The sequence below is a fragment of the Mitsuaria sp. RG genome, from assembly GCF_028369275.1.
In the GTDB taxonomy this organism is placed as follows: domain Bacteria; phylum Pseudomonadota; class Gammaproteobacteria; order Pseudomonadales; family Pseudomonadaceae; genus Aquipseudomonas; species Aquipseudomonas peradeniyensis.
On record NZ_JAQMYQ010000077.1, the window covers coordinates 1 to 13,579 of the forward strand.

General features: G+C 64.5%; 14 protein-coding genes. 2 read left to right on the top strand and 12 right to left on the bottom strand.

All coding sequences use genetic code 11. The features are described 5' to 3' along the window. The 5 genes from POF53_RS25200 to POF53_RS25220 form a co-directional block, all read right to left on the bottom strand. Positions 1–631, bottom strand: a 631-nt coding sequence (locus POF53_RS25200; protein WP_028688687.1) for an SCO family protein, incomplete at its 3' end; no start/stop codon positions are given. Next, positions 628–1,527: a heme o synthase gene (gene cyoE, locus POF53_RS25205; protein ID WP_232855466.1), complete on the bottom strand. Its 900-nt coding sequence runs from the start codon at positions 1,525–1,527 to the stop codon at positions 628–630. The genes POF53_RS25200 and cyoE, both read right to left, overlap by 4 nt. Continuing rightward, entirely contained in the window at positions 1,512–2,585 is a 1,074-nt protein-coding gene (locus tag POF53_RS25210; RefSeq protein WP_254463945.1) for a COX15/CtaA family protein, read from the bottom strand. Before POF53_RS25210 ends, cyoE begins: the two co-directional genes overlap by 16 nt. A gap of 9 nt (positions 2,586–2,594) precedes the next feature. Next, complete coding sequence (locus POF53_RS25215) at positions 2,595–3,173, bottom strand: PA_0111/PP_0108 family redox-active disulfide protein (RefSeq protein ID WP_232855464.1); 579 nt, start codon at positions 3,171–3,173, stop codon at positions 2,595–2,597. Next, positions 3,139–3,882, bottom strand: coding sequence for an SURF1 family protein (locus POF53_RS25220; RefSeq protein ID WP_232855463.1), 744 nt, complete (start codon positions 3,880–3,882; stop codon positions 3,139–3,141). The genes POF53_RS25215 and POF53_RS25220 overlap by 35 nt, the downstream gene beginning before the upstream one ends. A gap of 63 nt (positions 3,883–3,945) precedes the next feature. Between POF53_RS25220 and POF53_RS25225 the strand changes: the two genes are divergently transcribed. Next, positions 3,946–4,149 (top strand): twin transmembrane helix small protein, encoded by a 204-nt coding sequence (locus POF53_RS25225; RefSeq protein ID WP_110736050.1) that lies wholly within the window; start codon positions 3,946–3,948, stop codon positions 4,147–4,149. A 149-nt stretch (positions 4,150–4,298) separates the two neighbouring features. Here POF53_RS25225 and POF53_RS25230 read toward each other — a convergent pair whose 3' ends face one another. From POF53_RS25230 to coxB, 4 genes are read right to left on the bottom strand one after another with little or no spacing between them, the layout of a single operon-like run. Next, positions 4,299–5,186 carry a cytochrome c oxidase subunit 3 gene (locus tag POF53_RS25230; protein ID WP_203649157.1) on the bottom strand — a complete coding sequence of 296 codons (888 nt, stop codon included), beginning with the start codon at positions 5,184–5,186 and terminating at the stop codon, positions 4,299–4,301. Positions 5,187–5,202: 16 nt separating this feature from the next. Continuing rightward, positions 5,203–5,760 carry a cytochrome c oxidase assembly protein gene (locus tag POF53_RS25235; RefSeq protein ID WP_203649159.1) on the bottom strand — a complete coding sequence of 186 codons (558 nt, stop codon included), beginning with the start codon at positions 5,758–5,760 and terminating at the stop codon, positions 5,203–5,205. Between the two features lie 10 nt (positions 5,761–5,770). After that, on the bottom strand, positions 5,771–7,360 hold the full coding sequence (gene ctaD, locus POF53_RS25240; protein ID WP_203649161.1) for a cytochrome c oxidase subunit I: 1,590 nt from the start codon (positions 7,358–7,360) through the stop codon (positions 5,771–5,773). Positions 7,361–7,403: 43 nt separating this feature from the next. Beyond that, positions 7,404–8,531: a cytochrome c oxidase subunit II gene (gene coxB / locus POF53_RS25245; RefSeq protein WP_203649163.1), complete on the bottom strand. Its 1,128-nt coding sequence runs from the start codon at positions 8,529–8,531 to the stop codon at positions 7,404–7,406. Positions 8,532–8,912: 381 nt separating this feature from the next. On the opposite strand from coxB, the gene POF53_RS25250 reads away from it, so the two are divergent. Then, a complete protein-coding gene (locus tag POF53_RS25250; protein WP_234560772.1) occupies positions 8,913–9,554 on the top strand; it encodes a hypothetical protein in 642 nt (213 codons plus the stop codon). Between the two features lie 136 nt (positions 9,555–9,690). Here the strand turns inward: POF53_RS25250 and POF53_RS25255 are convergent, their stop codons facing one another. The 3 genes from POF53_RS25255 to POF53_RS25265 form a co-directional block, all read right to left on the bottom strand. Next, the gene (locus POF53_RS25255; protein ID WP_498969953.1) at positions 9,691–11,217 is read right to left on the bottom strand and encodes a SulP family inorganic anion transporter; all 1,527 of its coding nucleotides are present in this window, start codon (positions 11,215–11,217) and stop codon (positions 9,691–9,693) included. Between the two features lie 197 nt (positions 11,218–11,414). After that, positions 11,415–12,134 (bottom strand): carbonic anhydrase, encoded by a 720-nt coding sequence (locus POF53_RS25260; RefSeq protein ID WP_203649169.1) that lies wholly within the window; start codon positions 12,132–12,134, stop codon positions 11,415–11,417. Positions 12,135–12,431: 297 nt separating this feature from the next. Continuing rightward, complete coding sequence (locus tag POF53_RS25265) at positions 12,432–13,487, bottom strand: PA0069 family radical SAM protein (RefSeq protein ID WP_498969956.1); 1,056 nt, start codon at positions 13,485–13,487, stop codon at positions 12,432–12,434. Positions 13,488–13,579: the final 92 nt, after the last annotated feature.

Here is a 13,579-nt window from a genome sequence, read left to right on the forward strand (position 1 = left end):
AGTCGCGCTTCACAAGCCCCGGCAACTGCGCCACCAGCTTCTGGTTGTTGAACGGCGCACGGATGAACCCACGCTGGCGCCCGTCCGGGCCGACCACCGCCAGGTTGCCGCTGTGATCCACGGTGTAGCCCGGCTTGCTGGTATCGGCCGGAATGAACGGAATGCTCAAGGCATTGGCCAGCTTCTGGGTATCCTCGATCGACCCCGCCACCCCGACGAAATCCTTGTCGAAGTAGCCCAGGTACTGCTTGAGCTGGTTCGGCGTGTCGCGGTTCGGGTCGACGCTCACCAGCACCACCTGCAAACGCTCCAGCGCCTCCTTGGGCAGCTCGCTCTTCACCTGGCGCAGCTGGGCCAGGGTGGTCGGGCAGATGTCCGGGCAGTAGGTGTAGCCGAAGAACAGCAACGACCACTTGCCCTTGAGCTGGTCCAGCACCAGCGGCTGGCCGTTCTGGTCGGTCATGGTCACGTCGGGCACGGTGCGGCTCTGCGGCAGCAGGATGATGCCGGCGTCGATCAGTTCGGTGGGGTTCAACTGACCACGGTCGTTGAGCACCTTGTTGACGGTCAGGCCCATGATCAGCGCGACCAGGGCAACGAGGATGAAGACGGTTTTCTGGGTTCGGGTCATAGGTTCAGCAACAGGTAATGGTCTACGAGCAACGCGATGAACAGGGCGAACAGGTAGCCGATAGAGTACTTGAACGTCTTGATCGCCGCGTGCGGCCGGGTGCCACGGTACAACACCCAGGCCCAGTGCAGGAAGCGCAGCCCCAGCCCCAGGGCACAGGCCAGGTACAGTGGTCCGCTCATGTGGATGGCATAGGGCAACAGGCTCACCGCCAGCAATATCAAGGTGTAGAGCAGGATATGCAGGGCCGTGTAGCGCTCGCCGTGGGTAACGGGGAGCATGGGAATATCAGCTTTTGCGTACTCCTCCTTGCGATGAATCGCCAAGGCCCAGAAGTGCGGCGGCGTCCAGGCGAAGATGATCAGCACCAGCAGCAGCGGTTCGGCGCCCAGGTGCCCACTGACCGCCACCCAGCCCAGCAACGGCGGGGCTGCCCCGGCCAGGCCGCCGATCACGATGTTCTGCGGCGTGGCGCGCTTGAGAAAGCCGGTGTAGAGCACCGCATAACCCAGCAGCGAGGCCAGGGTAAGCCAGGCGGTGAGGGGGTTGGTGAACGCCAGCAGCAGGGCCATCCCCGCCACGGCCAGCAGCAAGGCGAACAGCAGTGCCGGCAAGGGCCCTACCCGGCCCTGGGCCAGCGGACGCTTGTGGGTGCGGGCCATGAGCGCATCGACGCGGCGGTCGACCACGTGGTTGACCGCCGCCGCGGCCCCCGCGCACAAGCCTATCCCCAGGTTGCCGAACAGCAGGACGCTCCAGGCCACCCCCGCGCGGGTGGCGAGAAACATGCCCACCAGCGAGGTGATCAGCATCAGCACCACCACCTTCGGCTTGGTCAGTTCCATGTAGTCGCGCCATCCGGCGCGCTGGCGTTCCGTGCTCAGAAGCGTCGCCACGAATCGTTCCTCATGTGATGGGAAAGGTGCACGCCGGTCACCGGCGTCAGACGCCAGCCGTGGCCCACACGGACCTTGTCGACCACGCGGATGCGGTAGTTGACCAGCACCATGCACAGCAGCAGCAGGGCGCCGCCAGCGTTGTGCGCGACGGCCACGCCCAGGGGCAGGTGCAACAGCACGTTGCTGATGCCCAGGCCCAGTTGCAGCGCCAGCGCCAGCAACACCAGGCGGGCCAGGCCACCCAGGCCGTGACGGTGCAGCTTCCAGCTCAGGGTCAGCAGCACCAGCATGACCAGCAACGCGCCCAGGCGATGGCTGATATGGATCGCGGTGCGCGCGTCGCTGTCCAGCTGCCCGCCAAGGTAATTGGGGCCGACGTGCTGGGTCAGGTGGAAGCCGTTGCTGAAGTCCGCCGCTGGCCACCACTGCCCGTGGCAGGTGGGCAGGTCGATGCAGGCCACCGCCGCGTAGTTGGCGCTGACCCAGCCCCCCAGGGCGATCTGGCCGATGACCACCAGCAGCGCCAGCGCGGCGATCCGGCGCAGGCTCAGCGGCAATTTCGGCAATGGCGCAAAGGCCCGGGATAGACGCAGGGACAGCAGGAAAAGCAGGCTCACCGTGGTGAACCCGCCGAGCAGATGCGCGGTCACTACTTGCGGCCACAGTTTCAGCGTCACGGTCCACATACCGAACGCCGCCTGGGCCAGTACCACTGCCAGCAGCAACACCGGCAGGCGATAGGGCTGGCCATCACGGGCATGCCGGCGCACGGCCTGGAAGGCGAGCAGGGCGATCACCAGCGCCAGGGTGCCGGCGAAATAGCGATGGACCATCTCGGCCCAGCCCTTGGCTTCTTCCACCGGGTGCTCGGGGAAGTGCAGCTCGGCATGGGCCAGCTGGGCATCGGTCTTGGGCACGCTGATGAAGCCGTAGCACCCCGGCCAGTCGGGACAGCCAAGGCCAGCATGGGTCAGCCGGGTATAGGCACCGAGCAGCACGACCAGCAACGCCAGCAGGGTGGCGAACACAGCGAGACGGTATCCGGGTCTGGCCATGGCGGCCTCCTAGCCGATGTTGGACAGCTTGAGCAGGTGGCGCAGGTCGTCCAGCACATGCTTGCCGTTGACCTTGGCGTCGTAGCGCAGCACCAGGTTGCCGTGAGGGTCGACGATCCACAGCTGCGGGCCCGCTTCGCCGACCTTCTGCACATAGCGCTGGGCGTCCAGCGGGTAGCGCTGCAACTGCGGGTATTCGCGGCCCAACTGCGCCTGGTAGTCGGCGGCCAGTGGCTGGGCCGCCGCCAGGGCATGGCTGGCGCGGCTGGCGTCGCGGCCCAGGCCAACCTGGATCTGCCGGGCCAGGTACACCAGTTGCCGACACTCCTCGGCACAGGCCTCGGGGGTGCTGACCAGCAACTGCCAACGCTCGTCCCGGGCATCGATGCCGATATCTACGCGGCCCTCGCCATTGCCGATCATCACGCCGTGATAGCTGCGCCCCTCCGGCACCCAGAACTTGAGCTTGTACATGAAGGTGGCGAGGATCATCGGCCCGAGCACGACGAACAGGATCAGCAACAGTTGCAGACGTCCCCTCGGCTTGCGGCGATCAGGCGCGTCCAGTGGACTCGTGGCGGCGGCCATGGCGGTTCTCCTTGTCGTTGTGATGCCAGCCGAAATACAGGTAGAGCAACACCAGCGTGGTGGCCAGGGCGAACCACTGCACGGCGTAGCCCTGGTGCTTTTCCGGGCCCATGGCGACCACCGGCCAGTCCAGGCGGTAGGCACCCGGGCCGGCCTGCAGGCGCAGCTCATGGGTGAAACCTTCACGGCCAAGCTGCTGCCAGAGCCCACCCGGGTCGATTGCCGTCAGCAGTTGCGGCCAGCGGCCGTCCGGGTTGTCCGGGTGCAGCTGGAAGGTCTTGCCCGGCGCCACGTAGACCGTGGCGTCCAGCGCCAGGGCCTGGTCCGGGGTGTCGAAACGCACCGGCACCCGGCGATCGGGCCAGGGCAGCCAGCCGCGGTTGACCAGCAGCCACAGCCCGCTGGCCTGATCGTGGAAGGGTTGCAGCAGCTCGACGCCGGCCTTGCCGTCGCGCATCTGGTTGTCCAGCAGCAGGCTGTGCGCGGCGTCAAAGCGGCCATACAGGTGCACGGGGTAGAACGCCGGGTCCGGCAGCTGGCGCAGCTGTTCGACAGCGACCGGCGCCTCGATCTGGCGCTCGGTGTAGGCGGCGAGCAGGTCGCGCTTCTCGTCGGCGCGGCGCAATTGCCAGCAGCCGAGCGCGATCAGGCCCGGCAGCAGCGCGAGCACCACCAGGGTCGGCAGCAGGCCGGGGCGAAACGGCTTCACCGGGGCCTCGTCAGGTCGAGCGCTATACTTGTACCCATCACCGCATCCCCCTGGAGTTACGCCATGCTCAAGGCCGCGATAGTCCTGATGCTACTGGCCACCATCGCCAGCCTGTTCAGTGGCCTGGTGTTCCTGGTCAAGGACGACGACCAGTCGACCCGCCTGCTCAAGGCCCTTACCGTGCGTGTCGCCCTCGCCACCCTGACCATCGGGCTGGTGGCCTGGGGCTTCATCAGTGGGCAGTTGGTCTCCCACGCGCCGTTCTGAATTGTCTCGGTCCCTGTAGGAGCGGCCTTGTGCCGCGAAAGGGCTGCGCAGCGGCCCCAGGATCTTGGCATCATGCAAAATCGCCGGGGCTGCTTCGCAGCCCTTTCGCGGCACGAGGCCGCTCCTACAACAGGGGACCGCGCCACCCGTCAAAGCACGTACACAAAGATGAACAACCCCACCCACACCACATCCACGAAGTGCCAGTACCAGCTCGCCGCCTCGAAACCAAAGTGCTTGTCCGGCTCGAAATGCCCGCGCATCACCCGGCAGAACATCACGAACAGGATCAGCGTCCCCAGCGTCACGTGAGCGCCGTGAAAGCCCGTGAGCATGAAGAACGTCGCACCGTAGATCCCCGAGCCCAAGGTCAGCCCCAGTTTGTTGTAGGCCTCGTGGTACTCGTAGGCCTGTAGCGCAAGGAACCCCAGCCCCAGCAGGATGGTCAGCCCCAGCCACAGCTTCAGCGTGCCGCGATGGCCCTTGCGCAGGGCATGGTGGGCAATGGTCACGGTCACGCTGGAGCTCACCAGCAGGATGGTGTTGATCAGCGGCAGGTGCCACGGGTCGATCACTTCCTTCGGCGGCGGAAACAGTTTCGGGTCCGGCGTGTGCAGCAGCGGCCAGACGAACTCGAAGTTGGGCCAGAGCATGTGCGCCACGCCCTTGTCTCCCTCACCGCCCAGCCATGGCCCCGCCAGCACGCGCACGTAGAACAGCGCGCCGAAGAAGGCCAGGAAGAACATCACCTCGGAGAAGATGAACCAGCTCATGCCCCAGCGGAACGAGCGGTCCATCTGCGCGCTGTAAAGCCCTGCGTGGCTCTCCTTGATCACCGCGCCGAACCAGCCGAACAGCATGTACGCCAGGAACAGCCCACCGACGAAGAAAATCAGTGGCCCGTGGGATTCCGGGTGGCCGGCCTTGAGGTCGTTGAACCAGGTGCCCAGGCCGAACACGGTGATGAACATGCCGATCGTGGCGATGATCGGCCACTTGCTCTGCGCCGGAACGTAGTAGTGCTCGTGGCTTGCCATGCTTGATCTCCTTCCCTCAACGGGCGGCCTCGGTCGCGGTTTGTGCGACCGGCGGGTGGCGAGCGGTGATGTCGAACAGGGTGTAGGCCAGTGTCAGGTGCTTCACCGACTCCGGCAGGTCACGGTCGACGATGAAGCGCACCGGCATCTCGATGCGCTCTCCCGGCTGCAGCACCTGCTGGGTGAAGCAGAAGCATTCGGTCTTGTGGAAGTACGCCGCGGCCTCGGCCGGGGTGATGCTGGGAATGGCCTGGGCACTCATCGGCTGGTTGGTCGGGTTGCGGGCGATGAAGATCATCTGGTTCACCGCCCCCGGGTTGACCTCGATCTGGTCGGCGGTGGAGTGGAACTCCCAGCTCATGTCACCGGCGTTGGTGGACATGAACTGCACCCGCACCGAGCGCGACGGGTCGCTGACCTGGGTGCCCGCGTACTGCCCGCCGGTCTTGCCGTTGATGCCGAAGGCCTTGCACATCACGTCATAGATCGGCACCAGGGCGAAGCCGAAGGCAAACATCACCACGGTCAGCATCAGCAGGCGGGTGACCAGGCGTTTGAGCGACAGGCCGTCCATGGGCGGGCTCCTACTTCACTTCCGGTGGGGTCTGGAAGGTGTGGTAGGGCGCCGGCGACGGGATCGACCACTCCAGGCCCTCGGCGCCGTCCCAGGGCTTGGCCGCTGCCGGCGCGCCGCCGCGGATGCACTTGATGACGATGAACAGGAAGAAGATCTGCGTGGCGCCAAACATGAAGGCACCGACCGACGAGACCATGTTGAAGTCGGCGAACTGCAGGTTGTAGTCCGGGATCCGCCGCGGCATGCCTGCCAGGCCGACGAAGTGCATGGGGAAGAAGGCCAGGTTCATGCCGACGAACGACAGCCAGAAGTGCAGCTTGCCGAGGGTTTCGTCATACATGTGGCCGGTCCATTTCGGCAGCCAGTAGTAGGCCGAGGCAAAGATGCCGAAGATCGCCCCGGGCACCAGCACGTAGTGGAAGTGGGCGACCACGAAGTAGGTGTCGTGGTACTGGAAGTCCGCAGGCGCAATGGCCAGCATCAGGCCGGAGAAGCCACCGATGGTGAACAGGATGACGAAGGCGATGGCGAACAGCATCGGTGTCTCGAAGGTCAGCGAGCCTTCCCACATGGTGCTGACCCAGTTGAACACCTTCACCCCGGTGGGCACGGCGATCAGCATGGTCGCGTACATGAAGAACAGCTCGCCCACCACCGGGATGCCGACCACGAACATGTGGTGGGCCCAGACGATAAATGACAGGAAGGCGATCGCCCCGGTGGCGTAGACCATCGAGGTGTAGCCGAACAGCGGCTTGCGCGAGAACGCCGGGATGATCGAGCTGACCGCGCCGAAGGCCGGCAGGATCATGATGTACACCTCGGGGTGGCCGAAGAACCAGAACACGTGCTGGAACAAGACCGGGTCGCCACCGCCGGCGGCGCTGAAAAAGCTGGTGCCGAAGTGGATGTCCATCAGCATCATGGTCACCACGCCGGCCAGCACCGGCATCACCGCGATCAGCAGGAACGCGGTGATCAGCCAGGTCCAGACGAACAGCGGCATCTTCATCAGGGTCATGCCCGGGGCGCGCAGGTTGAGGATGGTGGCGATCACGTTGATCGCGCCCATGATCGAGCTGATGCCCATCAGGTGGATGGCGAAAATGAAGAAGGTCACGCTGGCCGGGGCGTAGGTGGTCGACAGCGGGGCGTAGAAGGTCCAGCCGAAGTTCGGCCCGCCGCCGGGGCTGAACAGGGTCGAGACCAGCAGCAGGAACGCCGCCGGCAGCAGCCAGAAGCTGAAGTTGTTCATCCGCGGCAGGGCCATGTCCGGCGCGCCGATCATCAGCGGGATCATCCAGTTGGCCAGGCCGACGAAGGCCGGCATCACCGCGCCGAACACCATGATCAGCCCGTGCATGGTGGTCATCTGGTTGAAGAACGCCGGTTCCACGATCTGCAGGCCGGGCTGGAACAGCTCGGCGCGGATCACCATGGCGAACGAGCCGCCGAGCAGGAACATGCTGAAGGCGAACCACAGGTACATCGTGCCGATGTCCTTGTGGTTGGTGGTCAGCACCCAGCGCATCAGGCCCTTGGCCGGGCCGTGGGCGTGTTCATGACCGTGGGCGTGGTCGTCGATCACTGCACTCATGTCCTGTCTCCTGCAATCCACTGACTGCCGTGTCTAGCCCGGCTCATTGCGCTTCGGCCTGCTTGAGCGCCAGCACGTCCTTCGGCGTGACCATGTCGCCCTTGTTGTTGCCCCAGGCATTGCGCTCGTAGGTGACCACGGCGGCGATATCGACTTCCGAAAGCTGCTTGCCGAACGCCGCCATGGCGGTGCCGGGCTTGCCGTGGAAGACGATGCCCAGGTGGGCGTCCTTGGGCCCGGTGGCGATCTTCGAGCCCTTGAGCGCCGGGAACATCGGCGGCAGGCCCTGGCCTTCGGCCTGGTGACAGGCCACGCAGGTGGTGTGGTAGACCTTGTCGCCGCGGGCGACCAGCTCTTCGAGGGTCCATTCCTTGCTGGTCAGTTCCTTGAGCTTGGCCGCCTCGGCCTTGCGCTCGCCGAGCCAGGTGTCGTAGTCGGCCTTGGACTTCACCTCGACCACCACCGGCATGAAACCGTGGTCCTTGCCGCACAGCTCGGTGCACTGGCCACGGTAGATGCCCGGCTTCTCGACCCGGGTCCAGGCCTCGTTGACGAAGCCGGGGATAGCGTCGCGCTTGACCGCGAAGGCCGGTACCCACCAGGAATGGATGACGTCGGCGGCGGTCACCAGGAAGCGCACCTTGGCGCCCACCGGCAACACCAGCGGCTGGTCGACCTCGAGCAGGTAGTGCTCGTCCTTCGGCGACTTGTTGTGGATCTGTTCGGCGGGGGTGGCCAGGTTGCTGAAGAACTCGACGTCCTGGCCCAGGTACTTGTAGTGCCACTTCCACTGGTAGCCGGTGACCTGGATGTCGATGTCGGACTCGCTGGCGTCGTAGATGTCGATCAGGGTCTTGGTGGCCGGGATGGCCATCACCACCAGGATCAGGAAAGGGACCACGGTCCAGAGGATCTCGACCCAGGTGTGCTCATGGAAGTGCGCAGCCTTTTGCCCGGTCGAGCGGCGGTGGATGACCATCGACCAGAACATCGCGCCGAACACCACGATGCCGATGATCACGCAGATCCAGAAGATGGTCATGTGCAGGTCGAACACTGCGTGGGAGACTTCCGTCGCCCCGGGCGCCATGTTCACCGTCCATGCTGCCTGTGCCTGACCGAAAACCGACCACAGCAACAGGCCCATCCAGACATGTGGATGTCGCATCATTGCGGGTTCCCCTTATCGTTCTTGTAGTCCCGGAGGCGTGGACGACCTGCTACGACAAAGGGGGGAACGGTGGCCAAGACTGCCTGGCTTCGACGACCGAGCCCCCTGCTTAAGGCAGTCGGGCCTCATCAACGAATCACGTTTCACCCGGAGTATAGACACCGACCAATGGTGCGCAACGCAGCACTTGAAATGATCTTCACTCAACCAAACGTTTGCGCTGAAAGCCGCATGAATGCTGGGCCGGGGCACAATAATGGCACATTGATATAGCCAATTTCCTACACGTGCCTCAGAGATATAACAAATGCGTCTTAGCCATTCTCGTAAGCAAGCTAACTTAGTGTCTTCCGTTTGTAACGCCATGCCCCTGGAGTTGTCATGAACATCGCTGCTGTACGCGAGCAGATCGAAAACGCCCATCAACATGAGAGCCGCACAGGCCAACTGAAAGCCCGCCTCGAACTGCAACTGCCACACCTGCATCCATCGATCCAACTACCCCAGCAGGATGCCCAGGGTACCTTGGCGCGCTTCGTCGGCGCCTACATCAACGAGGTTCCGGAACTGCTCGAGGCCGCGCACAACGTGGCGCTCGAAGCAGGCATCGAGACGCAGATCAAACCGGTACTGAAGATTGCCGAGGCCTACTTCCTGCAGCCGCCGAGCGTGATGGCGGGGCAGGTCGGGCTGGATTGCCTGCTGGACGAGGCCTACCTGGCGCATCGTCTGGTCGAGGAGGTCAACGACCTGTACATCCGCCACTTCCAGCAGCCGCTGATTCCGGTGGATACCACGGTCGCCAACCTGATCGCCCATCAGCTGATCGGCGAGACGTTTGCCAACCAGCTGGATGAGGTGGTGCACCATTCGGTGGACAAGATGCTCGATGAGGAGAGCTTCGCCGTGGAATCGGTGGAGGTCTACCGCGACAAGCTGTCGAGCCCGGAAACCGGCAACGCGTGGAAACGCTGGCCGTGCCTGTCGCGCCAGCTTGGTGTGGAATTGGGGCAGTCGGCCTGAGCAACGTTCGAAATCGCCGGGGCTGCTGCGCAGCCCTTTCGCAGCACAAGGCCGCTCCTACAAGGGAACGCGATCTCTTGTAGGAGCGGCCTTGTGCCGCGAAAGGGCCGCAAAGCGGCCCCTGCAATCTGACAGACTAAACCCCGACCCCCGCCGTAGTCCGCAACCTTCCCTCGACCCGCCGCTTCAGACGCCGCTGCTCCAGCACCAGCCGCGAGCCCTTGGCCGCGCCGCTGCGCCCCCAGTCCTCGAGCAACTCCAGGCAGGAATGGTCGATATAGCTCAGGTTGCCCAGCGGCACATGCAATGTCGTCCCCTCCGGCACGGTATCAAGCACCTGGGTCAGCGCCGGCACCTTGAGGAAGGTCGCCGCCCCACTCAGGCGCAGTTCCATGTGCCCCGGCGTACCCAACGCCACCAGGTTGATCTTCAACCGCGCCGCCTTCAGTGCCAGCTTCAGCAGGGTCAGGGCAAAGCCCAGCAATACGCCGGTCAACAGGTCGGTAAAGATGATCGCCAGTGCCGTCGCCGCATAGGTGAACATCGGCATCCGCCCATAGCGGCCCAGGCCACGGAACGCCTTGAAGTCCACCAGCTTCACGCCGGTATAGACCAGCACCCCAGCCAGGCTGGCCACCGGGATCTGCTGCAGCAAGCTACTCAGCGCCACCACGAAGGCCAGCAGCCAGAGCCCATGGAATATCGCCGAGGCCCGAGTCTGGGCGCCGGCCTGGACGTTGGCCGAGCTGCGCACGATCACCCCGGTCATCGGCAGCGCACCCAGCACCCCGCAGAGCATGTTGCCAATGCCCTGCGCCGACAGCTCCCGGTCGAAGTCCGAACGCTGGCCGCTGTGCATGCGGTCGACGGCGGCAGCGGACAGCAAGGTCTCGGCGCTGGCGATGAAGGCCAGAGCGAAGGCCGCCACCAGCAGGGTCGGGTCGGCGAGCTTGAGCAGGTCATCCGGACGCAGCCAGTCGATGGCTTCGGACAGATCGGCCGGCACCTGCACACGGTTGACCGGCAGCGCCAGCCACAGGCTGACGGCGGTCATTGCCGCCACCCCGAGCAGGGCTCCGGGAATGAAGCGCAGGCGCTGCGGGCGCAGGCGCTCCCAGCCCCACATGATGGCGATAGTACCCAGCCCAAGCGCACCGGCCTGCCAACCATTGCCCGCGCTTTCCAGCGGCAGGGCCGAAGCCAGCGTCGCCGGGAAGCCCAGCAGGTTATCCACACCCGAGGGCTGAGGCGCCGTATCGAACATCACATGCACTTGGGACAGCACGATCAGCACGCCGATCCCGGCCAACATACCGTACACCACCGCCGGCGCCGTGACCCGGAACCAGCAACCCAGGCGCAGGCGCCCGGCCAGCAGCTGCAGCAATCCGGCCAGCAACAGGATCGGCCCGAGCATGGCCACGCCATGTTGGCGCACCAGTTCGAACACCAGCACCGCCAGGCCGGCCGCCGGGCCGCTGACCTGCAACGGCGAGCCGGCGAGAAAGCCCACCACGATACCGCCGATGATCCCGGTGATCAGTCCTTTGGCCGGTGGCATGCCCGAGGCAATGGCAATGCCCATGCACAATGGCAGGGCGACCAGGAAGACCACCACCGAAGCCAGCAACTCGCGCGGCAGGGCCGCCTTTATCTGTGTCATGTTCACCATGTAGCTCCTTTCTAGATTCACGGCCATTCCGCTGGCCGCTAGCACGGGGAACCCTGAATGACGCGCAGGCGCGGGCCGCCAGCGGGTGTGCCGGCAAGGTATTCAGGGAGATTCAAGGCAGGCGAAGGCCGCGCCGCACCCATCGGGTGCAGCCGGCAATCAAGGCTTGTTCAGCGTGTTCGGGTCGCTTAGTAGCGGCCTCTCGGTGTGGCAGAGGGGATCGGCTCACCTGCGGTCAGCGGCAGGAAGCGATCGCTGGCGGCATCGTAGGCTTCGATCTGGCTGGTTTCGATGTCGTAGATCCAGCCGTGGATATGCAGCTGTCCGGCGGCCAGGCGCGAAGCGACCGACGGATGGGTACGCAGGTGGTGCAACTGGGCGATGACGTTTTCCTTGGTCACCAGTTGCATGCTCTCGTGCTCGCTGCCGCAGGAGCAGTTGTCCTCGATCACGGTCCGCGCTACCTCGGCGTGACGCAGCCAGGCGGAAACGGTCGGCATCTTGGCCAGCGACTGCGGGTTGAGCACCGCGCGCATGGCGCCGCAGTCGGAGTGGCCGCAGACGATGATGTGGTGCACGCCCAGCGCCAGCACCGCGTATTCGATGGCACTCGACACACCGCCGTTCATCTGGCCATACGGTGGCACGACGTTGCCGACGTTACGGGTGACGAACAGGTCGCCCGGCGAGCTCTGGGTGATCAGCTCAGGCACGATGCGCGAGTCAGCGCAGGTGATGAACATGGCGCGCGGCTTCTGCGCGGTGGCCAGTTTCTTGAACAGCTCTTGCTGTTCGGGGAAGACTTCGGTGTGGAACCGCAGGAAGCCGTCGACGATATGCTTGAGGGCGGCATCGGCGCTTTCGGCGGGTGCGGCCGGGACAACCTTGGATGGGTCCTTGACGGGCATGATTCATCCTCTTGACGGTTTGAAAGTGAATTCCATGTTACCGGGGAAAGATTGGGGGGACGCGGGGATTTAGATGACGCGCACGGGTAAATAATCACAGTCACTGCTGACTCATGACTCACGCTAGCGTAGGAAACTTAACTGAAACTTAATTGCGCTGGCTCTAGAACGGGCGTTCTGGATTGGCGAGGGGAGCACTGGATAATAGCAAAAAAGCATCAGATGCCAAGCTTCATGAGTGAAATTGTTGGGTTGTGTTAGTTGTACTTATAGCTCTCGGACAAAGAGATTGCGCTGCTAGAACAGCGCCATCTGTGCGCCGGGGACGCAGAAAGCGCTGCAATCGAGCTGCAGGTCCTCACGCCCCTCGAACCCCAACCGCCTGGCCGCCTTGCGAAAGCGCTGGGCCAACAGCTCGGCGAACACTCCCTCGCCGCGCATCCGAGCGCCGAAACGGCTGTCATACAACTCGCCCCCCCGGCTCTGGCGGATCAGGCTCAGCACATGCGCGGCCCGCTGCGGGTAGTGATCGTGCAGCCACTGTTCGAACAGCGGCGCCACCTCCAGCGGCAGGCGCAGCATCATGTAGGCCGCGCTCTGCGCGCCGGCTTCCTTCGCCGCCTCCAGCAGGTGCTCCAGCTCGCTGTCGTTGATCATCGGGATCATCGGCGAACACAGTACACCCACCGGAACGCCGGCCTCACGCAACACGCGGATCGCCCGCAGGCGCGCCTTCGGAGCGGCCGCGCGGGGTTCGAGGGTGCGCTTGAGTTCATCGTCGAGAGTGGTGAGGCTGATCATCACCCGCGCCAGGCGCTGGCTGGCCAGTTCGCTCAGAAGGTCGAGGTCGCGCAATACCAGCGAGCCCTTGGTGACGATGGTTACCGGGTGGCGGTAGCGCAGCAGCACCTCTAGCAGACGCCGGGTGAGCTGGTGCTCACGCTCGATGGGCTGGTAGGGATCGGTGTTCGAACCCAGGTTGATCGGCGCACAGACGTATCCCGGCTTGCTCAGTTGCTGCTCGAGCACTTCGGCGGCATTGGTCTTGGCGATCAGCCTGGTTTCGAAATCGAGACCGGGAGAGAGGTCCCAGTAGGCATGGCTGGGGCGCGCATAGCAGTAGATGCAGCCGTGCTCGCAACCGCGGTAGGGGTTGATGGAACGGTCGAAGGGCAGGTCGGGGGAGGTGTTGCGGGCGATGATGGTCTTGGCCGTCTCGATCCGCACCTCGGTGCCCTGGGTGAGTGGGACTTCCTGGTACCAGCCATCGTCCTCGGCCACTGAAACGCTCGGGGCGAAGCGGTTGTGGGGGTTGTCGGCGGTGCCGCGGCCGCGAATGGGGGCTGGTTTCATGATGGAAGACCGGATTACTGTATGTGCGTACAGTAATCCGGGATTGAATGAAGTGCCAGTGCCGTCAGGCGGATTCAGGGGCCGTTGCACGG